We start from the raw sequence: 22749 nt of genomic DNA, 5'->3' as shown, positions 1-22749 counted from the left end.
GGTCCGGTGTTAGTGGCGCAACGGGATCCCCCGATCCCGCTCGATGAGCCCATGATACCGATGGCTGGAAAATGTCAGGGTTGGCGGCGCCACCGGCTGAGCATCCGGTGGTGCGCCGTTCCCTGGGGGGCGGTAGCCGGACAGACGGCACAGGAGGCGGGATCCAGCATGCAAAGCCCCCCGGCTCGCACGATTGATTGGATTCCCGTTCCTGCCAGCCGTTCCCCCCATCCGGAGTTCCGCGTGCTGGAAGGTAGCGGCCACTTGGCGACCCCCGTCACCTTGCGCCGCGCTTCCACGACTTGCTTCTCCTTTGGCTCCCATGGACCGGATCGCCCCCCCCGGAGCGGCGGTCTTGTGCTGGAAGCTGGGGGAGTAGCTCGTCATTACTGAACCAATCGCAATCCAGCTCCGCGGATTTCCAAAAAATCTGAGAATTCTCTAAAACAATTTCATCAGGACGAACAGAAGCTTTGGAAATCAAAGATTTCCGGACCTCAAAAAATCTGTCAGAAGCTCACATTCACGCCGAAATGCGTGCGATTCTCCGCCTCATCCAAGCGCCAGCCGTGGTCCAAGCGCAGATCGATGTGGTCCACCAAACGCATCCGGACACCCAGCCCGGTTCCGGAAAGCGAGGACTGCGGCCCACCCCGCTGATCCAACGCCGCATGATCGAAGAAACCCAGCATCCGGAAGTGACACCCCTTTACCGGCGAAATCAGTGGCGAGAGCAGCTCCAAGGAGAGATTCCATCCACAGTCCGCGGAGAACTCGCGCTCCGCCGTGCCGCGCACCGTCTGGTAGCCCCCCGCCGCGAATTGCTCCGCAGGCAGAAGCCGTGAATCCGCAAGCTGCGCCCCACCCCTCAGGCGGAGCTGCCAGTCCGCGCCGGGCGTCCACCACCCTTCTCCGGAAAAGCGACCGAAGACGTAGCTGGAGTCTGCCGCCGGATCGTAGGCCTCGAAGGCTGGATCCTCGTTCTTCCCTCCCAAGCTGCCTGGCGCCGCGTAAAGCGAACTCTCGAAGGAAGCCCCCCCGCTCTCCCAAGCCCGGACCATCTCGTGGCTGAGCTTCCCGTGGACCAGCACTACCTCGCCCGGAGAAAAGGATCCACCGCCGAAAAGTAGGAATTGGTCGGTCCCCTTCGCTTCCAAGCCGACTCCGAAGCTCTGCCGCCAACCACCCCAGGAGGGCAGCGGAATCTTGTGCAGGGCCCCGAACGACCACGAGGAGCCTTCGCTCTCCACTGGAATACCGGAGGTCGCATAGCGCGAGAGCACCTCCGCATAAGCCGCATCAAGTTGCAGGCGCTGGTGGCTCGCATGAAACGGAATTTCCCAGCGCAGGGAGTTCGCCAGCAAGGAGGAGGCCGGCATGCCCACGACGCTCTGCCAGGCCAGCAGATGCTCGCCGGGCGTCCAGCCGACCACTCCCAGCAGGAAGCGGTCGCGCCCTAGGATATCCGGCCCGCTGTTTTCGTAGCCGGTCGTCACCAGCCAAGGCTTCGTCTCTTCAAAGTCGATCAGGAGATCCGCGGTGGCGGGCTCCAAACCGGGGGAAACGAAGAGCCGGGGCTTCCGGAAACTGGTGCGCCCGTACCACGCCGTCTGCTCGTCGATCTCGCCACGCCGCACCAGCTCACCCGGCCGGAGGTGCAGACCTTTTTGAATTTTCTCGGGATCGCCATACTTGGGCTTAGACACGCCGACCTCACCGTAACGTCCGATTTCCACCCGCAGTTGCAGTACCCCCTTCGAGAGATCCTGCTGCAGGGCATCCACTCCCACGACCGGAAGGCCCTCGCCATCGTAGTGGATCAGGATCTCGTCCGCCAGCGCAGCCAAAGCATCCGCGCGTAACGGACGATCCAGCCATTTCCCCAAACGGGCAGCCAGAGTCCGGGGCGAAGGCAGCAGAAGATCCTCCGATGCCGAGAGACCCGGGCCCGCTTCCTTCAACGCCCCACCTTGCGGAGAGAGCAATTGAATCGCGGTCAGCCGCGAAGCGAGCAGCTCTCCACCTTCGCCTGCATCGGATGCGGCACGCACCGGCGGCAGGGATTCGACCGGGGCCGCTTCCGGCACACGCGGTCCTACTCCGGGAAGCGATTCCCCCCGGGTTGTCGTGAGCAGGGCAATGGCGAGGAGGAACCGCATGCCAAAAACAACAAGTGCTTCGGCGTGATAATAAGCAATTCCTTGCTATCAAGGCAAAGCCAAACAGATAGCTAAATCTTTTTAAAATGAATCATCAACCTCGCTGTATTTTTTACAAATACAGCTTCCAAGACCTTGGAATTATAAGGATTTTCGGACTTCAAAGCATATATGCAGTTCATTATAAAAGCTGGACAAATGGTTAGGAAGTTAGATATGCATCCCCAGCTCCCTCCGCCAACCTTCCCAAAACGTGAGCGAAACTTCGTCTAGTCCTGTGACCGGGTTTTTCCGGGCGCTGCTCTGCGCGCCCTTTATCTTTCTGTGTGCGCACGCGCACGCGGAGGGACCCGCGCGGATGGTGCCGAACGGCGATATTCAGGATGCCGGCTGGGCCCTCGGACGCCTCAATGACGGCGGCGATCTCGCCCGCACGTCCTACTCCTATCAGGAGACCACGAATCCGGTCCGGCTCTACCTGATCGATACCGGGGTCAAGCAAACCAACGGCTGGGCAACCTGGTTCAAGCGCAATCCCAAGCTCAGCATCATCGCGAATGTCCGCGTGGGAGCCGGCAAGGCCAAGGCCTTCACTCATGGCACCAAGATGCTCTCGGTGATCGCAGGCCCCGAGACGGGCGCGGCACAGGGAACGCCGATCCAAGCCGTCCTCTACGACGTTTACGAAGGCACCACCGAGGCCAACTCCGACACCGATCCGGGGAACATCGCTTCCGCCGTGCTGAACGCGCGCTCGCGGCACCTTTCCACCACGCCGCGCATCCCGGGCGTCATCTGCATCGCCAGCGGGACGCAGACCCCGGAGAGCAGCTACACGCTGAAAAGTTCGATCGACGCAGCCGTGGCCGCCGGACTCACCGTGGTGGTCTCCGCCGGCAACCTGAACAAGGATGTGGCCGAAGGTTACATCCCCGCCGTCTACGGCTCCAGTGCCGGTGTGATCTGTGCCGGTGCCAGCAGCACCACCAACACCAAATACTCGACCTCGAACTGGGGCTACCCGGTGGACCTCTATGCGCCCGGCGAGAATGTCCGCACCATCGACTACGACACCCCGCTCTCGGGAGGCTATGACACGATGTCGGGCACCAGTCCCTCTGCCGCTCTGACCACCGCCGCGGCCATCATCGAGCTCTCGAAGAATCCCGCACTCACGCCGGCCGAGGTGGAGTCCAGAATCGTGGGCACATCCTACCCCGCAGCCGCCGATTTCTATCCGCCTCCCGCCACAGGTCAGGCCCAATTTCCGAGCGAGATCGCGACTTTGGTTCAGGTCGAGCCCAGTCCTGAGCCCGATTCCGACTTCGACGGCTCCGCGGATATCCTCGAAGTCTTCTTCGCCTCGAACCCGGCGGATCAGAACGATCGCCCGGCCTCGCTCAGCCTCGCCCAGTCCGCAGGAGAGATCGCCGTTTCCTTTGAGGTTGCGCAGGATCAATTCAATCCGGCGGACATTTACAATCTGGCCAACGGATCGAAATGGAAGGTGCAGTTTTCGCCCGACCTGAATCTCTGGCAGGATGCCGCCGGAACGCTCTCGATCGGCACCGCGGCAGATGGCCGTATCCCACTGAGCTTCACCGCCCCGCTCTTGAATCAGAAGGGCTTCCTGCGAGTGCAGGTCATCGAGCCTCCTCCTGCCGCGGAGTAGCCCTTGGTAGAACTTTTCTCCACGAAGCGCGCCTTCCCTCGGGATCGCGCGCTTTGTGCGTACCGGACTTGTCCCCTTTCTCGCGCTCTCTTTGCATTGGCGAAAGCGCCCGAGCGCAGACCCCTAACAGGGTTATTCACAGACCCTTCGTGAAACTACGCTCCGCGATTGCGTGATAGCGAAGCGGAGCAAAATCGGACATTGTGATTCCGTAAGCGAGGCCGCCCCCCCCCGAACCGAGCCTACAGCGAATCCCCCCGAAAAACCCCGCAAGGGAAACCCGCTGCTTTCGTCTTCCCCCCGAGCGAATTCAGCGGGTTCTTCGCTTTCCCCGGGAAACTGACGGTACTTGATCATCCGGAGCCCTTCAGGAATGATACCACGCGGAATCGGGCTCATCCTTGCCCGCCCCGGCATGTCGCCCCTTCCCCGCCGCCTCCATCCCCTGCTCGGCGCATGTTCGCTGCTCGCCACATCGGCGGCACTAGCCGGGGATGTGGAAAGCTCTCTTTCTCACCACGATCTCGCCGCGGCCGAGAACGAACTTGAGTCCGTGGCGAAGGACTGGGAGGCGACATGGACGAAGGAGCAGACGGAAGAGAACTCCTTGGAATACGGCCGCACCTTGCAGGCCCTCGGAATTGTCGAGCGTGAAGCCGGCAAGGCTGATGAAGCGCTTCCCCATCTTGAGCTCGCCACCAAGCTGCTGGAGAACGCGCCTTCGGGGGAACGGGCGGATGCGATCGAAGCCTTGGCCCTAACCCGTCAGGATTCGGGCAAGGTCGTAGAGGCTGAAGCCGGGCTCCGCCAAGTCATCACCCTGCGCGAGGGTCTGCCAGTTTCCGAACGCGAGCCCGGACTCTCGCTGGGCCGCGATCACCTCGCCCTCAACCTTCTCGCCCAAGGTCACTACGCGGAAGCCGGGACACTCTTCGAGGCCTCTCTCGCAGCAACCTCCGCGAACGAACCGCTACTGCGTGCGCGCCGCCTCGGCTACCGCGCTCGTTACCTCCACACCTTGGGCAGCCATTCCCGCGCCGCCGCCGCTTGCAGCGAGGCCCTCGCCCTCCATTTCGACGATCCGGAGCTACGCCTCAGCTTGGAAAGCCAGCTCGCTCTCGCCCAGCTCCGCCTCGGCAAGACCAGCGAGGCTCGGCAGGACATGGACCGGGCCGCCGATCAAGCCCGCGAACTCTACAGCGATCCCTCCGCCGCCTTCCGCGCCTTTCCTTACCTCAACAATCTCGGCGCGCTCGACCTCTCACTCGGCAATGCCGCCGAAGCCCGTGCCGCCTTTGCCGAAGCGCTCGATCTGCTGGAGAAGTCCGTCGGCACGGATCACCCCTCCCTCATCCTTCCGCTGAACAATCTCGGCTGCGCCCAACAAGCGGCGGGCGAGCTCCAAGCCGCGGACGAAAGCCTGCACCGCGCCGCGCGCCTGCAGGAGAAATACCTGCCACCGCTCCACCTCCGCGTGGCGGAAACTGCCCGCAATCTGGCACGGAACGCCCTGCTCCAGAACTCCCCGCAAGCCGCGGCCGAGATCGACCGTGCCACCAAGAGCGGGCTCGATCTACTGGACGAACTGATCGTCTCCGGCAGCGAACAGGAACGCCTGAATTTCCTCCAGCTCATGGATCTCGTCTCCCTGCCCTGCGCCACCGGGGATGGTATCCGTATCGCTGACGTACTTGCCGCCACCAAGGCCCGCCTGCTGGACGCCATGCTCTCGGAGAAGGGAGGCTCAGGCGGAACACGGCCGGATTGGAAAGCGATCCAAACCGCGCTCAAGCCGGGCACGGCGTTGATCGATGCCTGCCGCTACACCACCGTCGGGCCCGAGCCGGAGATCCGCTACGGTGCCGTGATCATCCTGCCTGAAGGCCCGCCGAAGTGGGTTCCTCTCGGCAGCGCCACCGATCTTGATCGCTGGCTGGAGGCCTTCCGCAAGCGTCTCTCCTGGCGTGCCGGCGAGTTGGCCGGCAAAAGCTCCGCCCCTCCCACGCTCACGCTGCGCAGTGTCCTGCGCTCCCTGCATGCGGGCTTCTGGGAACCTCTCGCCCATGAACTCCCGGCAGGCACGGAACACATCGCCTTCTCGCCGGATGGGGCACTTCACTTCCTACCGCTCCCCGCTCTTCTGGATGAGGCCATGCAGCCGCTCTGCACCCGGCACCGCCAGATTGTCACCCTGACCAGCGCCCGCGACCTTCTCGGCACCCCTTCCCAGGTCAAGTTGAGCTCCAAGCCTTGGACCGTCCTCGGGGTTTCCGAGTTTCCCAAGGGTGCAGCCGATCCCGGCGAGGACCGCCTGCTAGAGGTGCTCTCACATCTCGATTCCATGCCCGGCACCGCGGAGGAGACCAAGCGGCTCAAGAAGATCGCGCCCCGCGGCTCGGTCTTCCTGCAAGACGGCGCGGCGAACGAGCAGGCGCTTGCCCATCTCTCTTCCGCTCCCGGCGTCCTGCATCTCGGCTGCCATGCCTTCTTCCTGCCGGGACATATCGACTCGGGCGCCGCCGTCGATTTCGACGAGAATGCCGATCTGCTCTATTCCGGCGGCCTCCTGCTGCATCGCGCCGCACTCCGTGGCGCGGACAGCCCGCTGATCTCAAGCGAGGACGACCTGCTCTTCCCCGGCGAGGTGGCCAATCTCCCGCTGCAAGGCACGCGCTTGGTCACGCTCTCTTCATGCGAGTCCGGTGCCGGCACCGCGGTATCCGGCGAAGGCCTGTTAGGACTGCGACGCGGCTTCGCCCTCGCCGGTGCACGCGAGATCGCGGTGGCCCTCTGGCCGGTCTCGGATCGCTCCACACCGGAGTTCATGGAGCGCTTCTATCGCCTCGCCCTCAGCTCGGATCGTCCGGCGCAGTCCCTGTGGCAATGCCAACGCGAGTTCCTCACCAAGGCTGGCAATGACGGCGAGTTCGAGGCCGCCGTGCTCCGCTACGGCCCCTTCGTGCTCAGCCAGAATACTCCCCTTGAAACCGGCGATGAGATTGTCGTGAGCAACAAGAGCTTCCCTTGGCTCAGGCTTTTAATCGCCGTGCCGCTGCTCATCTTTATCGCAGCCCGCTGGCGTGCAGGCTCGCGCAAAAAGGCAGCGGCCTTTCATCAGGCCGCTTGATCGGCTCCTTATTTCTTCACCGTGGTGCTACCGCCACGCATACCGAAGAAGGACGCGCGCTGCAGCATCGGCTGCTTCTTGTCGCGGCTCGCCACCTGAGACACACCACCCTTGCGATCGCGCCCGCCATCCGCGCTGGCGGAAACCGGCGTACTGCTCGCGACCGTGCGGGAGGCCAGGACAGCGGAACCATCGGGACGCTTTACCGCGGGGATCTTGAGGGTGGAAGGATTCAAGGCCGAGGCGGAATCGCCTTCGTTCGGCTTGAGCGAGGCGCCGGGAGCGACCTTGCCGTTGATGGAGACGGTGCCGACCATGATCCCGCGGTCCTTCATGACCTTGCCGTTGTTGCCGACTTCCAGAAAGATCCGGCCGTTGCCGGTATCGAGCCGGCCCTTGTTAATGATCTCGTTGCCAGCAGCGATCTCGATCCGGCTCGCCCGGGTCTGCCCCAGATTGAGCACGAAGCCCTCCTCGCCCTTCACCTTCAGCTTCCGGCCCACGGCGGAGGGATTGACGTCGATCTCCGTCCCCGCGCCCAAGCGGATCGCACCGGAGGCATTGATGTTCGCATCGCGCGAGAGGTCGATCCGTCGACCGGCGAGCATCACATCGCCACCCGTCGCGCGGATGTTGCCGGTAACCTCCAGCCCGTTGAATCCGCCGGGATTCCCGCTGAGGGTGTAACTCCCACCGCTGAGGAAAGACGTGGTGTCCACATCCAGCGTGGCCACGGTCACCGAGTTCCCCGTGATATTGCCGCTGATCTGGAGGTCGGCGTTGGGAGAGAAAAAGGCGATGTTCCCGTTCGAGGTCACATTCCCGCCGATCGTGTTCATGCCGCTACCGCCAAGCATGTTCACCACCGTGTCGGTGCTGTTCACGAAGTTGAACACGATCTCGCTGCCCTCGCTCAGATTGAAGCCGGAGGACCAGTCGAGGATGCTGCTACCCGTGAAGCTGAAGATCAGCCGGGTACCGGACTCCGTCACCTGAGTGGTCCACGTGGCCGTGCCCGGCGTGGATATCGCCGGGATGCCTGGGAGTTCAGCGTGGAGGGTAAGGGGCGCGACAAAGAATGCCGGAATCAACCCGGCAAGGGGGAAGAGGCTGGTTTTCATTTCGTGCGGGTTCGGTGGGACGTGGCGACCGCTCGTTGTTTTTGAAAATAAGGATCGCTTAGAGGCTTGCAAAGCATTCTTTTTTGGTTTTTTATAAATTCCGCTGTCCCCAATGTCCCCCGCCTCTCCCCAGAAGCATTTGGAAAAGTGCTGGGAAGCCTGCTGGCACCGCGCCCGCAGGCCCGTGGAAGGCGTACTCCTACCGGAGGATCGCGCTGCCGAGATCGCCGAACGCGTGATGCGAAACATCACCATGGATTTCGAGCGCCTCCCCGGCGAAGCCGAGTTCGCCGCCCGGGTGATCGAAGAAACCACGGAAGCCACCCGCGATATCGTCGCGGGTGAGCGCCGCAAGATCGCCAATCCCCAGCTCCACCACGATCCCGCCGATCGCCGCTATCCGCAGAACCTCGATCTCGACCGCCTGCAACGGGTCCACCCGGATCGCGGCTATCAGGACTCCGAGTGGAACCGCCTGCCGGATATCCTGCGCCCCCTCGCGCTGGCCACGCTCAGCCGCAAGGGCATCAAGGGCCACGACGCGGAAGACGTTTTCATCGAGACCATCGCCGAGTTGGTGCGGGAACGCGATGACCAGCGCAAGGCCGTGATCCAGGAGCCGACGGTCTTTGAGGAGATCATCCCCCTGCACTCGCAGATCGTGCAGTTCCGCGCCATCGATTGGTACCGCCGCCGCGGTGCCCAGAAGAACCAACCGAATACCGGCGACAGCTTCGACGTGCTGACCGGCGACTCAGAGCGCCCCCGCCAGTTTGAGGACGAAAGCGCCACGGCCGTCACCTTCGAGAGGATCTACAAGGAATGCCAAGAGGCCCTGAGCCCGGTTGAGTGGCAGCTTGTCTACGCGCTCTACGTCTCCCAGAGCGCCACGGTCCAGGATCTGGTCCGTAACGACAAGGTCTGCGCCAAGCTGGGTATCAAGCCCGGAGCCTCCGATTCCACCCGCCGCCGTGCAATCAGCGAGCTGGTGGAAGGAGCCTTGGAGAAAATCAGGGAAAACTTAGTTTTTTGAAAATCGGATAATCGCGATTGCGATTGGAGCCACTGAAGCCATGCACTTGGAACTCCCGGAACACCTCCACTCCACCCGAGACCTCCTGCAGCGCAGCCTTCCGGCCTACGCGCTGGAGAAGGCTCCCGCCATGCCCACCGGACTTGCCGACGAGCTGATGGCTCGCTTCGCGCCCAAGACCGTGGTCGTGACCCCGGTCGTCGAGAAATCTTCCCTGATCGAGAAGGTCCGCGCCTTCTTCGCTACCCCGGCCTTCGGCATCGCCGCCGCCGCGGTGGTCGTGCTGGGCGTCGCCGCTCCCATGATCTCCGGCCCTGCCCCGCAGGAAAGCTTCCGCGGTGCCGGTTCCGCCGTCTACTCCAGCGGTGAAGTGAGCATCGTCTTCGTCGGTACCAACCGCGCGGTGCAATCCGCGGTCGAGAATTCCGGAAACTTCGAGGCCTCCGCCTTCCGCAGCGCCACCGATTTCACCGCCGTGCAAGACGTGAGCGGTGCCAAGGTCGTGATCGACTTCAACGGCGGCAAGATCTTCGCCATCCAAGCCGACGGCACCCAGGTCCACTCTGTCCGCATCCCGGGCGAAGCCGACAAGGCGGCTGCCGCCGTGGCCGATGCGGTCTCCCGCCTCTAAACCGGCCCGGCAAATCCGGCAGTTCCAACCCGGCGGCGATTTTCCCATGCCGCCGCGGTCGTAATTCTGCTAGAGCCTTCCGGCGATGGCGCGTTACCCCACCCGATTCCAGCTCCGCACCCTGTGGAATGCCGCTACCGGCGTCTCCATTCTGGTGCTCGGCGCGCTCCTTGTCGGCCTCATCTGGCTGATCGGAAAGATCTTCGGATTCCTTCAGCCGGTCCTGGTACCGCTGGCCGTGGCCGCCATCACCGCCTACCTGCTGGACCCGGTCGTGCGCCTGTTCCAGAAGCGCGGCTTCTCGCGCCGCTGGTCGGTGGTTTCGGTATTCGCCACCTTCACCCTCCTCGTCGCCGGTCTGGTCGCCATCATGATCCCGCTGGTCGGCGGGCAGATCCATGAATTCCAAGAGCAGCGCGAGGCCATGGCCGCCACCGCGCAGGCACAAACCCCTGCCGAGCAACAGGCGATCGCCGAGAATCCCGCCGCGGCCAAGAAGCCGATCGACGAACTGATCGTCGATATCCTCATCGACACCCGCAACAAGAGCGAGTGGTCCAAGCCCTTCATTGATCCCCTGCTCGCTCCGCCGAAGGCTCCTTGGCAAGAGGCGTCCGCCAAGACCGAACAGCAGCTTGGCGTGGAAATCGTCAATCCGCCGAAGGCCGACATCGGTGCGGAACTAGACGCCGCCTTCCGGGAGAAGCGCAGTGTGGAGCCTCCCATCTTGCTTGAAGAAACGGAACTCTGGGTGCAGGCGAAAACCTACCTCGACGAGATCTTCGGCTGGATCAAAGGCGGTGCCGGCAAGGTACTCGGCTTCCTCGGTCTCGCCCTCGGCTTCCTCATGGTGCCGATCTACCTCTACTACATCCTGAACGAGAGCGCTGCGATCAAGGAGCACTGGCACGACTACGTGCCGCTGAAAGCCTCCCGCTTCAAGACCGAGCTCGTCGAGACCCTGACCGAGATCAACCGCTACCTCATCTCCTTCTTCCGCGGGCAGGTGCTGGTCGCCTTCATCGATGGCATGCTCGTCGGAATCGCCCTCACCATCTTCGGCCTGCCCCTCGGATTGCTGATCGGCATCCTCATGGCGATCCTCGGCATCATACCGTACATCGGGAATATCATCACGCTCATCCCGGCCTGCGTGCTCGCCTGGTTCCACTTCAGCGTGCCGGAGAACCAAGGCTGGCTGGGAGCAAATCCATGGACCTACGTCGGCACCGTGGTGGCGATTTTCGTGATCGTCCAGCAGATCAACTCCCTCGTCACCGCGCCGAAGATCGTGGGTGATTCCGTCGGCCTGCACCCGATGACCGTCATCTTCTCGATGCTCTTCTGGTCGCTCATCCTCGGCGGCTTCGTTGGTGCCCTGCTTGCCGTCCCCCTCACCGCCGCGGTCAAGGTGCTCTTCCGCCGCTACATTTGGGAGCGCAAGATCAAGGAAGAGACGGACCAGCGCGACGACGGCTACGAGGAGTGGGAGCCCTCCGAGTCCGAAACTTGAGGCAAGCCGGGATCCGTGAAGGATCCCGCGCGTGATCCGCACGCTCTTCCTGCTGCTTGCACTCGTCTCGGCCGCGCATGGCCAGATCTATGCCGACTTCACCGTCTCTCATGGCGGAGCACCGCTCGGCACCTTCCGCGCCCGGCTCGATTACGACAAGGCCCCGCGCACCTGCGCGAACTTCATCGGACTCGCCACCGGCCAGCGGCCTTGGATCAATGTCGTCAACGGCCGGATCCAGACGACCCGCCCCTACTATGACGGTCTGACCTTCCACCGCCTCGACCACGACTTCGTGATCCAAGGCGGCTCGCCGAACGGACTGGGGAATGACGGGCCGGGCTACGTAATCCTGGACGAGTATCACCCCGCCCTGCGCCACTCGGGCCGCTACCTCCTCTCGATGGCGAAGACCTCGCAGCCCCATACCGGCGGCTCGCAGTTCTTCATCACGCTCGCCGCCACTCCGGGCCTTGATGACAAGCACTCGATCTTCGGAGAAGTAATCTCTGGCCGCGACATCATCGACAACTTCACCAACCCGGCGCTTTTCCCCACCACCAACGAAAGACCGAACACGCCCATCACCATCAACTCGGTCGCGATCTCCGGGCCGGACTTGGCGAGCTTCAACCTCAACGATCCCTCGCTGAAACTCCCGGTGATCGAGCAAGCCCGCGTCATCGGCACGCGCGCTCCCACCGCAGCGAACTTCACGCTTACCTTCGATCGCCAATTCCAGACCGACTACCTGATCTATTCCTCCCAGAGCCTTTCCACTTGGACTTACTTCCGCCACGTCAGGAGCCGCGATGGAGCCCCCGGATTCACTTACCCGGTTCCGCATAACAACTCGCCGCGCTTCTTCGTGAGCGTGGCTCAGGTCGACTACTCGGCCATCTACAACCCGACGGCAAATGTTCTCGTCGGGAAGCAGCTCCGGATCAGCGATCGTAATGGCAACGCTCTGACATTGATACCGAACGGCAGTGGCGGTGGCACCTGGACCCACAGCGATGGAGGCAGCGGCACGCTCTCCAACTTCCAATCCACGGATGGCACTAGCGACACCGGCTCCATCGCCAGCCAGTCGAGTGGTGCCTACTTCTTCCCGCTTGCCAGCTTCACGACCCAACTGAGTCCCGCCGCCGGACCAGGGGCATGGACCACTCTGGGCCTGAACCTGTGCTTTCACCATCCGGGCGGCGGCTGGGCCGAGGGCCAGGCCAATTACCATGCCCTCGGGCCTGCCGTGAATTGGGCTTTCAGCATCCTCCCTTAAGTAATCCTCCTCCGGCAGCTTTGCCGCAATCCGCCCTTGGCGGCCCGCAAATCGCCTCCTAGCGTCGCCGTCCCATGTCTCGCAGCTACCGCATTGCAGTCCTCTCCGGCGACGGGATCGGCCCGGAAGTCATGACCGAAGCCCTCCGCGTCCTCGACGCCGTGGAGGCGAAGTTCGGCTTCACCACCACCCGCGAGGAGCGCCTCGTCGGCGGTGCCGCGATCGATGCCACCGGCCACCCGCTCCCGCCTGAAACCATCGCTTCCTGCGAGCAGAGCGATGGCATCCTCTTCGGCTCCGTGGGCGGACCGAAGTGGGAAAGCCTGCCGCCGGACATCCAGCCGGAGCGCGGCGCCCTGCTGCCCCTGCGCAAGCACTTCGGCCTCTTCGCGAACCTGCGCCCGGGCGTCTGCCTGCCTTCGCTGACGCACGCCTCGCCGGTGAAGAACGAGCTCATCCCGAACGGCTTCGACGTGCTCTGCGTGCGCGAGCTCACCGGCGGTGTCTACTTCGGGCAGCCGAAGGGCCGCGAGGAGCGCGATGGCGAGCCCGTCGCCTTCGACACCATGATCTACCGCAAGAGCGAGATCGACCGCATCCTGCGCGTCGCCTTCACCGCCGCCATGGGCCGCGGCAAGCGCCTCGTCTCCGTGGACAAGGCGAACGTGCTCGCCACCTCCGTGCTCTGGCGCGAGACCGCCGTGGAAGTCGCGAAGGACTTCCCGGAAGTCGAGCTCAGCCACCTCTACGTGGACAATGCCGCCATGCAGCTCGTCCGCCGCCCCGACTCTTTCGACGTGCTCGTTACCGAGAACCTCTTCGGCGATATCCTCTCCGACGAGATGGCCATGATCTCCGGCTCGCTCGGCATGCTGCCCTCCGCATCGCTCGGCAAGCAGAAGGATGGCGGCCTCTACTTCGGCATGTATGAGCCTTCCGGCGGCTCCGCTCCGGACATCGCCGGCAAGGGCATCGCAAACCCGATCGCGCAGATCCTGTCCGCCGCGATGCTGCTGCGCTTCTCGCTCGGCGAGAACGAAGCTGCCGCCGCCATCGAGGCCGCCGTGGCCAAGGCCATCGACGACGGCTTCCGCACCGGCGACATCGCCACCGGCGCTGCCGGTGAAACCAAAGTCGGCACCACCGGCATGGGCGATGCCGTCCTCGCGCGACTCTGAATCCGTTCTCAGGAACTTCCAGCCCCACCGGCCTTCGGGCCCGTGGGGCTTTTTCATGCCGCCCCCAAGGCATAACTCCCCGGTCAGCTTGACGGATGCACTCCTCCCCCATATCAACATGAAGGACACCCGTTAAGAACTCTTCCCTATGCACCATCAGGAGAGCCGTGGCCCCGCTACTACGGCGCGGAAGCGCCGGGCGGCAGGTGTCGCCATCGGGCTCATCGCGATTGCAGCCCTCTTCTATTGGTCCACCCGATCTGATAAGCCTACCGCGCCTCCGGCCCCTGGCGGTGCAACTCGGTCTGAAGAGAAATCGGAAATCGCCAAGAAGGATCATCGCCCGGCCGCAGCACGGGGACTCGCTCACATCGACCTCGGAAAGCTCAAGAACCGGCAGGAACGAATCCAAAGGATTCGCCAGGATATCGAATCGGCGGACGATCCCGACGTGGTCTTCAAGGAAGTGGCCGATATGATCGCCTCCGAAGGGAGGCCTATCGAACGCTCTGTCCTTGTCGGCGACATCTTCAACGAGATGTTCAGGTTCGACTCGGCGGCTCAGGGGCTCGAGTGGATGCGCCGTTATCAAGGATACCTAGTTGACAACTTCAAGGATCTCGCAAGCGGGCACGATGGCACGCTTTCCACTGAAAACGGCTACACCGTATTGAAAAACGCTGCCGGAAGCTTCCTCATGAAGATGAGGATGGCAGGACAGGGAGACGACCTCCTGGATCTCTGCCTGAAACTGCCCGAGGCCGAGATCCTCAACAACAGGCTGATGCTAGACATCTTCTCGATGTGTGCGATGCAGAACGGCACCTCGAAGATCTCCGGGTGCGAGGTTCCGGATCACCTGAAGCAGGCGATGTTCGAATCGGCGCTGTCGCAAGTGAACCCTTTGGAAAACTTCAGGCTCGGCAAGTATCTGAGTGAGGACTACGCCCGATTCTAAGACCCCGGCAACAAGGTCATCGAGGGTATGATCACGGAAGACTGGTACGCCTCGAACCTGGGCAAGATTGAAGCGCTACTCTCCAACTCGGAGCCCGGACCAAGCCGCGATCGATTCCTCGCCACCTTGGCCGCGCGTTCACACCAATTCGGCGATCAGAAGGGGGAAGCCTATCTGAATCAGATCGAGAGCGAAGCGATCCGTCGTGAAGCATCATCCAGAATCGGAATCGGGGAGTGAGTGCTTCTCCTCATCACAGGTGTCGGCCGGGCCGCATTGCGGCACTTCTGCTCTTCTCTCTTCTCACCATACAATGCTCCGACGAGCAGGAAGAAGCTGGCAGGCCGGACAAATCTGCGTTCCGGGGCGATTCGCCGCCTGCCAAATCCCGGGACCTCGCGAGCCGAACAAGCTCGCTTCGGCAGGAGGCCTTGGACCTTGAGAAAAAGATCCACGGTCTCAAGCGCGAGATCGAGGAGTCCGGAGATCCATCGGTTGCTTTCAAGGAGATCGCGGACATCTTGGAAGGGACGACAGACCCGATCGGGAGGTATTCGATTGAGAAACGCCTGGTGGAGGCGCTGACACCGGGGAAGGATCCGGTCGGGGAGTTCCACTGGTTGAAAGACCACGAGACGGATATCCTCGCCCACTTCAAGTATGCCCCCGGGGGGATGAACGGGCGCTTATACGATGAGATCTGCTCGTCGGCGGCCATGAACATTCACGCCCATCGCAAGGGCCAGGAATTCCTGGCGATACTCCAAGGGCTCTCCGACCAAGAAATATCCGGCGGCCTGTCCCTGCCGGTGCTGTCGCGCTGGGTCGCCTATGGCAATGAATTCGACAAGCTCGACGCGATCGATTCCCCCGATTTGAAGAGTTCGATCCTCGGAGGCGCGCTTCGGGTGATGGAGAAGCTCCGTTCTCCCAACACACCGGAAGGGGTGACGGCAATGATCGAGACCTACCTGAGCCCACAATACAAAGACTTTAAGGATCCCGGGAACGGGATAATCGATGACTATGTTTCCCAGCAGTGGTATGAGACCGAAGCCGAAAACGTCGAAAGGTTGCTCGAATCTCCCGGGAACCGGAGCGCGGTGGACCGGCTATCGGCCGCGCTGGCTTATCGTTCCGGAATCGCCGGTGACGGCCGGGTCGATTCGTATCTCGATCGCATCAAAGATGAAACCCTCCGCTCTGAGACGATCCGCAAGATCGAATCGGAGCGCATCAAGAGATAGGCAGCACGAAGGCGAGGGCAGATCAAAACTCACCACCGGCCACCGCTTCTCCAAGCAGTGGCCGGTGCTGTTTTAAGACTTAAGCGCGGCTTCTCGAACGCCCGCGGCGGAAAGCGAACCCGGCGACTCCGAGCCCAAGAAGGAGCGGCGCGGTCGGCTCCGGAACCGGGCTGATATCGACCACCAGGTTATCGACGTTGATGTCGCCGCCGCTACCATTCGCGACCCGCAGTTGGTCGAAGGCGAGGTTCGCGGTAGCGGTGCCGGAAAGGTTCACTCCCGAGTTCGTGGTCAGGGTCCAGTCACCGGTGTTATAGATGTAGGTGAAGACCACCGAGGTGGCTGCCGTGTTGTCGTTGCTCAGGTTGAGACCGAAAGCGTTGCCATCCACGGCCCAGAACACATTGCCTCCGGATCCGCCCGCATCACCGGTGAAGAGCCGCTCGCTGCCCGCAGTGTAGAGGCTCACTCCGGCATAGCCGCCGCTGAAGAAGTTCGGCAGCGAGAGGGTCTCGTAGGAAAGCGTCAAAACCTGACCGGCACCCAAGGCTCCGGTGAAGGTGGCATAGGCTTCGCGGCCGGCCCCGGTGGTATTGAAGGATCCCGCGGTGATGCCGGGAGCATTGCCCGTCCAGGCATTCCCGACATCGGGTGCCTTGCCGATGATTGCGGTGCCGTTGGCCTCGCTGAAATCGTCGGAGAAAACGACGGCGGAGGAGGCCGGGAGGATGAGGGAAGCACAGAGGAGTGCGCCGAGGCTGGAGGGTCTCATGGTGTGATGGTTGGGTTCCGGACCGGGGGTCCTCTCACAATCCGATTTTCAGGTGACATTCCCGCCAAGAAAATTGCTTTCCCCGTCAGAGAAAGCCCTGAATATCAGGAAAATCTGTCTGACAAAATCATCTCATTCCCCGCTCGCGACAGTGCTTCGGCTAGGCACCGCACCCGTGATGGGCTCGGTAAAAACTCAACTAAGACTCTTGGAGAGAATTTCGTTTTTGACACTCGGGTCCTTCAGTCATTCACTCCGCCCACCTGAGATTGATTCTCAACAACGACTTTCCCGCCGTGTCCCCGCTCCTCTACGCCGTCAACATTGGCACCTTGGCCACTTGGATCACGGTATCCGGTGCCAGCACGGTGGCAGTCGCGATCAAGGTCCACGAGCGCCTGCCGAAGCTGAACGAGGCAAAGCCCGCCGAGATCGAGCTCGCGTTCTTGGACGAGGAGATGGGCTCCGCTCCTCCCGCTGCTCCGGAAGATGCTGCGGTGAGCGAGGAAGATGTCCCTCAAGAAGAACTTCCGGAGCCGGAGGAAATCCCGGAGGTTCCCGAGCTTCCGGAGATCCCCGAAGTGGCCGAGCTCGAACCTCTGCCCGATATCCCCGAGCTGCCGGTGAAGGCAGATGGCGAGATCAAGCCGAAGCCCCAGCCGACCGTGGCCAAGCGGACCACTTCGGATCAACCAAAGCCCGCGACCCGCAAGCAAACAACCGCCCGCCGCAGCGGTCCTGCCGGGAGCGGCACAGGCGAAGGTGCCGGTACTGCACGCGGTTCCGGCAACAGCCAGGTCGGCAGTGACCGCTGGGCGAAGCTGAAGAGACGCCCGCTCCGTTTCCCCGAAACCGCCCGGCGCTCCAAACAGGAAGGCACCGTCCTGATCTCGCTCAGCTTCGACGAAGGGGGGCACATGGTGAATGCGCGCATCGTCAGGGCCACGCCTTATTCCGCCCTGAATGAAGCCGCCATGGCGAATGCCCGGACCTTCAGGGTTCCTCCCGGTCCACGCGCGACGAAGACCCAGAGTTTCACCTTCAAGTTGACCAATTGATTCATGCTGTCCGCCAATATCGTCCTCAAATTGTTTCATGAGGGCGGCTGGGTCATGTGGCCCGTTGCTGCCACCTTGTTCCTGGCCATTACCGTTCTCATCGAGCGCACCGTCTGGTGGATCGCCCTCAAGCGCTCGCTGCGCCCGGATGCGCAGGAGCAAGCCCGTGAAGCCCTCGGCACCGGCAACTTCGATGCCGCTTGGCAGATCGGCTCGCAGGGTAGCGATCCCTTCCTGACGAATCTGAACGAGGGCATGTCGCACGCGCACACCTCCATGCTGGCCGCGATGCACCTGCACGCCACCCAGTGGATCGAGAAGTCGGAGGCCCGCATGTGGATCCTCGGCACCATCATCACCTTGGCTCCCCTGCTCGGCCTGCTCGGCACCGTCGTCGGTCTCATGGGCTCCTTCGCCACCCTTGGCGATGAAGAGCTGGGCGTGACCAAGGTTACCGGTGGTATCGCCGAGGCGCTCATCGCCACGGCCGCCGGCCTCGGCATCGCCATCGGTTGCCTGCTGCCCTATAACTATTTCCGCAAGCGCGTCTCCGCTTTCCGCGGTGCCTTCGAACGCTGGATCAACCACGCCGAACTGCTGGTGCAGTCCGCCAAGGCCCACGGTCACGATCTCGAGGACTTCGCCACCAGCCGCCACACCAAGCGCTAAGACACAGCGATGCCGGTCAAACTCCAGGGAGGTAGTGGCGAGGACCACGAGGACGAAGCGCGCATCGAGATCGTGCCGCTGATCGACATCATGTTCTTCCTGCTCGCCAGCTTCATGATGGTCAGCCTGACCATGACGCAGGTCCATCGCGTGAACCTGAAGCTGCCCACCATGGCCACTTCGGACAAGCAGCAGAAGGCCCCGCCGCTCCACCTCGCCGTGGACGAACATGGCGTCGTCACTTGGGATACCAAGATCGTGACACCCTCGGAAGTGACCGAGCGACTCAAGGCGCTGCCGCCGAATGAAGACACCCGCGTGATGATCGCCGCCGATCAGAACTGCCTGCACCATCAGGTCCTCTCCATCATGGACGCCGTCCGCGCCGCGGGAATCGACAAGGTTAGCTTCGAAACGAAAAATCCCCGGTGATCCCCGCCCGCACCCTGCCCATCGTCAATGCCGTCGGCTGCGTCGTGCTTGCCAGCTTCATCCTCGTGCAGTGGTTCGACGGCAAGTCCGTCGCCAAGGACCTCCACGAAGCCCGCAGCCAGACCATTCTCGAGAAGAACGCCCGGCTGGAAGTAGAGGAGCGCGCCAGGCTGCTGCAATCGGACGTGGAAGGTCTCAAATCCTCGATCGAGTCGATCCAAGCCTCGGCCGAAGCTGCCGAAAAGCAACTCGCCGAGCAAAGTGTCCAGTTCGATGCCAACGTGAAGGCCCTCACCGATGCCCAGACCAAGGTCAAGGAGTGGGAAGAGGCCGTGAAGGCTCGCGACGAGGCGATCGCCCTGCGCGATACCAAGCTCAAGGAAGCGACCGACCGGCTCACCGAGCTCAATGCCAGCCTGGTGTCCACCCGCAAGCGTCTCGACGAAGCCGTGGCGCAGTTGAGAAAAGCCGCCGCCCAATAAAGGGCCGTCGCCGCTGGATAGCCCCCGCTTTTCCCTAGGGACCGGCTGATTGTCTTGCCAAGCGCCTTGCAGCACTAAGGCATTTCATTAATAATGTTTTACAGAAGCGCAGACCTGCCATTTGCCGCCAAACGCTCTTCCACGGGTGAAGCAGGCTCCGGCATCCGGCAAGCGGCGGATGTCAGAATTCTCCAGACGCCGCCTTGCCCCTTCTTGCCCTAACACCCGGTGCGATTCCTGGCATGCCCGCCACTTGGAGTATCAACCGCATGTTTCCATGTACATTCACCGGACTCGCTGAAAGTGAACGAAAGCCCTCCCCGCATGATCGCGTGGGTTGCATTCACATCATATATTACCCATAAACACAGTTCCGGAATCGCCCCCCATTCCCTGTTTTACAGGGATTTCCGCAGTTTCCAACTACCGCTTGACAAGGGGGGTCAAAGCGAAAAATTTCCCCTCTTATGAGAGTGGCAAAATCCCAAATCCCCCGGCATTTGCTCAGTGCCTTCCTGCTCGTGGCCTCACCCGGATTGGTGATGGCACAAGCTCCCGCGCCCCCGGCTGCACCGGTGGCACCAGCTACTCTCAACCGTCTCTTCAGCGAGGCCGAGAAAGCCTTCGGCTCGAAGGAATACGGTGTCGCCGCCGGGAAGCTTACCGAACTCATCAAGGCCTTGGCCGCCGCGCCGAACGCGAAGAGCCCCGAGCTCCAGCCGACCTTGGAGATGCTCCACTTCAATCTCGGCCTGGCCCAGTTGCTCGGGGGCAACCCAGCCGAGGCCGAAAAGGCCTTTGACGATTGCGCCAAGAAGTTCCCCAAGGGTGACTACACCAGCCGCTGCTTCCTCGGCATCGGCCGCGCCGCGATCGAACAGGGGTCGGATGAAAAGCGCCCCGTCGCGATCGAAGCCCTCAAAAAAGCCGCTCTCGATCCGAAGTTCCGCACCGAGGCCGGCCTCTCTCTCGGCCAAGTCTACATTCAGAACGACCAGGCGGAGGAAGCGCTCAAGGTTTTCCGCACCCTCATGGGCTCGGACGTCCGCACTCCGCAGCAGACCGCCGCGGCCGTGGAGGTCATCGGCCTGCTAGCTGAAACCTCCCAGCTCGACGACCTCGTCGTCTATCTCGACCGCCTGATCGCCCAGCCGGGCGTCCGCGATGCCATCGCTTGGTACACCAACCAGGTCGTGGTGAAGGGCGACAACATGGTGGGCAGCGAGAACTACGAGGCCGCCCTCGCCATCTACCGCTCCATCCCCTCCCGCGAGCAGATCCTGAAGATCCAGGGCGCCTCGCTGGAAAGCATGCGCAAGGAGCTCGACCTCCTCAAGAAGCGCATGGCCGCCGAGGAGAAGAGACCCGTCGAGCAGCGCTCGAACGTGGGTGAACAAGTCACTATGACGGAAGCCTCGCTAAAGCTGAACGAGGAAGCCAAGAAGGCGATCGAGGATCTGAAGGACCTCGACGCCGCGCTGCTGATGCGCCGCGGCCGCTGCTACTACTACATGGATCGCTTCGAGGAAGCCCTGCTCTGCTTCCGCACCCTGCGCGAGAAACACGCCGACGCGAAGGACGCCCAGTCCGCCGCCTACGCGGAGATCGTCATCTACAACATGACGAAGGACACGGCGAAGATCCGTGAACTCTCCAATGCCTTCCTGACCAAGTATCCGGACGCGCCGAACATCGAGCAGGTCGCCACCCTCGCCGGTGAAGTCCTGGTCCAGACCGGCAAGTGGGACGAGGTGCTGAAGTTCTACGAGGATCTCGCCGCGAAGTTCCCGCAGTCCCCTTCGCTCGACCGCTTCTCCTTCTACCAAGCCGTCGCGAAGTTCCAGCTCGGCGAGTTCCTCCCCTCCGCGGAGATGCTGGAGAAGTTCCTCAAAGACTTCCCGAGCAGCACGCTCAAGGAAAACGCGATGTATCGCATCGCCATGGCCTACTTCCTCTCCAACAAATACAAGGAGACGCTGCAGTGGTGCCGCAACTACCTCGATACCTTCCCGGAAGGCCACTACGCGGGCGACATGTACTACCGCCTGGCATTCATCGACTCGAACGACAAGGAAGTCGACCAGTCCAAGAACATCATCGACAATCTCAGCGGCTATCTCGCCAAAAGGCCGGACGATGCGGCCGCCGGTTCCATGCTCAGCCTGATGGCGGACACGTGGAAGAAGATGAAGCCCACCGATCCGAAGGATCAGGAGAAGTCCGCCAAGGAACTCAAGAACTACGAGGACGAAGCGCTCAAGTGCTACATTCAAGCCGTCTGGACCAATAGCCCGGACGACGTGATCCAATACGCCATGGACTCGGCCACCTCGATCCTGCAGGGCCGCAAGGACTGGCAGGGCATCGCGGACCTCCACGGCAAGTTCCTGAAGGAGCGTCCGGATCACCAGATGGCGCTGATGAGCGCGAACTGGGTCTCCAAGGCGATGACCCGCCTCGGCAAGCCCGAGGAAGGTGCCCAGCTCCTCTCCGAGATGATGTCCAAGAACATCGGCAACCCGGAGAAGGAACAGGTTGAATTCCTCATCACCGAGATCGTCAAGGCGATGGTGCCGCGCAAGCGCACCCCCGAGCTGGCCCAGGAGCTGGACACCAAGCTCAACGAAATGCTGACCAAGGCGGCCGAGGGCAAGGAGAACTCCACCACCAACGCCCGCATCTACTACGGCCGCGCCCAGTTGGCACTTGCGATGCGCGATACCTCGAAGGCGGAAGGTTATCTCACCGGCATCGCCAATGACGAGAGCATCCCTGCCGACGCCCTGAGCCCGGCCCTGCTTTCCGCCTGCGGTGAGATCCTGCTCAAGAGCGGCAATCTCGACCGCGCGGAGGAAATGTTCCGCCGCCTCGCCGACCGCTACAAGGAATCCGGCTTCTCCGATGCCGGCCCGGTCGGCCTCGGTCAGGTCGCCCTCGCCCGCAAGGAGCCGCAGAAGGCGCTCGAGATCTTCGATGACGCGCTGACCAACATCCCCGGCATGTCCCGCTTCAAGGAAGCCACCTACGGCAAGCTGGTGGCCCTGCGCGACCTCGAGAAATACGACGAGGCCGAAGCCCTCGCCCTGCAGATCGCAGGTGACCGCTCCTTCCGCGGACCCTTCGTTCCGAAGTCCTACATGATCCTCGCCGATGTCCTGCGCCAGAAGGCCAAGAAGCAGGACACCAAGGGCAGCATCGAAACCCTGAAGAAGGCCCACGGCTATCTCCAGCGCGTCTACCTCACCGCCGGCAAGGAGCCCGAAATCGCCGCCGAGGCGATGTATCGCGCTTACGAAACCGCGAAGGATCTCGGCGACCGCGAACTCGCTCAGAAGACCCTCGACGAGCTGAAGGCGAACCCAAAGCTCAAGGACACTGAATTCGGCAAGAAGGCCCTCACCGCTCAATAATCTCC

18 protein-coding genes are annotated in these 22749 nt (G+C 62.5%); 15 read left to right on the top strand and 3 right to left on the bottom strand.

Going from position 1 to position 22749, the window contains the following annotated elements; all coding sequences use genetic code 11:
- Positions 1–509: 509 nt before the first annotated feature.
- Entirely contained in the window at positions 510–2159 is a 1650-nt protein-coding gene (locus OJ996_RS08630; protein ID WP_264513144.1) for a ShlB/FhaC/HecB family hemolysin secretion/activation protein, read from the bottom strand.
- Positions 2160–2412: 253 nt separating this feature from the next.
- Between OJ996_RS08630 and OJ996_RS08625 the strand changes: the two genes are divergently transcribed.
- On the top strand, positions 2413–3831 hold the full coding sequence (locus OJ996_RS08625; RefSeq protein WP_264513143.1) for a S8 family serine peptidase: 1419 nt from the start codon (positions 2413–2415) through the stop codon (positions 3829–3831).
- 415 nt (positions 3832–4246) lie between these two features.
- The gene (locus OJ996_RS08620) at positions 4247–6958 is read left to right on the top strand and encodes a CHAT domain-containing protein (protein WP_264513142.1); all 2712 of its coding nucleotides are present in this window, start codon (positions 4247–4249) and stop codon (positions 6956–6958) included.
- Between the two features lie 8 nt (positions 6959–6966).
- Here OJ996_RS08620 and OJ996_RS08615 read toward each other — a convergent pair whose 3' ends face one another.
- The gene (locus tag OJ996_RS08615; protein WP_264513141.1) at positions 6967–8079 is read right to left on the bottom strand and encodes a hypothetical protein; all 1113 of its coding nucleotides are present in this window, start codon (positions 8077–8079) and stop codon (positions 6967–6969) included.
- A 112-nt stretch (positions 8080–8191) separates the two neighbouring features.
- Between OJ996_RS08615 and OJ996_RS08610 the strand changes: the two genes are divergently transcribed.
- The 8 genes from OJ996_RS08610 to OJ996_RS08575 all read left to right on the top strand — a co-directional run bounded on the left by OJ996_RS08610 (position 8192) and on the right by OJ996_RS08575 (position 15921).
- Positions 8192–9112: a hypothetical protein gene (locus tag OJ996_RS08610; RefSeq protein WP_264513140.1), complete on the top strand. Its 921-nt coding sequence runs from the start codon at positions 8192–8194 to the stop codon at positions 9110–9112.
- Positions 9113–9152: 40 nt separating this feature from the next.
- Complete coding sequence (locus OJ996_RS08605; RefSeq protein ID WP_264513139.1) at positions 9153–9743, top strand: hypothetical protein; 591 nt, start codon at positions 9153–9155, stop codon at positions 9741–9743.
- A gap of 85 nt (positions 9744–9828) precedes the next feature.
- A complete protein-coding gene (locus OJ996_RS08600) occupies positions 9829–11256 on the top strand; it encodes an AI-2E family transporter (RefSeq protein WP_264513138.1) in 1428 nt (475 codons plus the stop codon).
- Positions 11257–11287: 31 nt separating this feature from the next.
- Entirely contained in the window at positions 11288–12538 is a 1251-nt protein-coding gene (locus tag OJ996_RS08595) for a peptidylprolyl isomerase (protein WP_264513137.1), read from the top strand.
- 74 nt (positions 12539–12612) lie between these two features.
- The gene (leuB, locus tag OJ996_RS08590; protein ID WP_264513136.1) at positions 12613–13716 is read left to right on the top strand and encodes a 3-isopropylmalate dehydrogenase; all 1104 of its coding nucleotides are present in this window, start codon (positions 12613–12615) and stop codon (positions 13714–13716) included.
- Positions 13717–13864: 148 nt separating this feature from the next.
- Complete coding sequence (locus OJ996_RS08585) at positions 13865–14674, top strand: hypothetical protein (protein ID WP_264513135.1); 810 nt, start codon at positions 13865–13867, stop codon at positions 14672–14674.
- Between the two features lie 27 nt (positions 14675–14701).
- Positions 14702–14914 (top strand): hypothetical protein, encoded by a 213-nt coding sequence (locus OJ996_RS08580; protein ID WP_264513134.1) that lies wholly within the window; start codon positions 14702–14704, stop codon positions 14912–14914.
- Positions 14915–15105: 191 nt separating this feature from the next.
- On the top strand, positions 15106–15921 hold the full coding sequence (locus tag OJ996_RS08575; protein WP_264513133.1) for a hypothetical protein: 816 nt from the start codon (positions 15106–15108) through the stop codon (positions 15919–15921).
- 79 nt (positions 15922–16000) lie between these two features.
- On the opposite strand, the gene OJ996_RS08570 is transcribed toward OJ996_RS08575, so the two are convergent.
- Entirely contained in the window at positions 16001–16693 is a 693-nt protein-coding gene (locus OJ996_RS08570) for a PEP-CTERM sorting domain-containing protein (RefSeq protein ID WP_264513132.1), read from the bottom strand.
- A 296-nt stretch (positions 16694–16989) separates the two neighbouring features.
- On the opposite strand from OJ996_RS08570, the gene OJ996_RS08565 reads away from it, so the two are divergent.
- The 5 genes from OJ996_RS08565 (at position 16990) to OJ996_RS08545 (ending at position 22744) form a co-directional block, all read left to right on the top strand.
- Positions 16990–17751: an energy transducer TonB gene (locus OJ996_RS08565; RefSeq protein ID WP_264513131.1), complete on the top strand. Its 762-nt coding sequence runs from the start codon at positions 16990–16992 to the stop codon at positions 17749–17751.
- Positions 17752–17754: 3 nt separating this feature from the next.
- Positions 17755–18420 carry a MotA/TolQ/ExbB proton channel family protein gene (locus OJ996_RS08560; RefSeq protein ID WP_264513130.1) on the top strand — a complete coding sequence of 222 codons (666 nt, stop codon included), beginning with the start codon at positions 17755–17757 and terminating at the stop codon, positions 18418–18420.
- 9 nt (positions 18421–18429) lie between these two features.
- Positions 18430–18852: an ExbD/TolR family protein gene (locus tag OJ996_RS08555; RefSeq protein ID WP_264513129.1), complete on the top strand. Its 423-nt coding sequence runs from the start codon at positions 18430–18432 to the stop codon at positions 18850–18852.
- Positions 18849–19334: a hypothetical protein gene (locus OJ996_RS08550; RefSeq protein WP_264513128.1), complete on the top strand. Its 486-nt coding sequence runs from the start codon at positions 18849–18851 to the stop codon at positions 19332–19334. The genes OJ996_RS08555 and OJ996_RS08550 overlap by 4 nt, the downstream gene beginning before the upstream one ends.
- A 521-nt stretch (positions 19335–19855) precedes the next feature.
- Entirely contained in the window at positions 19856–22744 is a 2889-nt protein-coding gene (locus OJ996_RS08545; RefSeq protein WP_264513127.1) for a tetratricopeptide repeat protein, read from the top strand.
- Positions 22745–22749: the final 5 nt, after the last annotated feature.

The organism is Luteolibacter rhizosphaerae (assembly GCF_025950095.1).
In the GTDB taxonomy this organism is placed as follows: domain Bacteria; phylum Verrucomicrobiota; class Verrucomicrobiia; order Verrucomicrobiales; family Akkermansiaceae; genus Haloferula; species Haloferula rhizosphaerae.
This window is presented reverse-complemented; position numbering and strand designations above follow the sequence as displayed.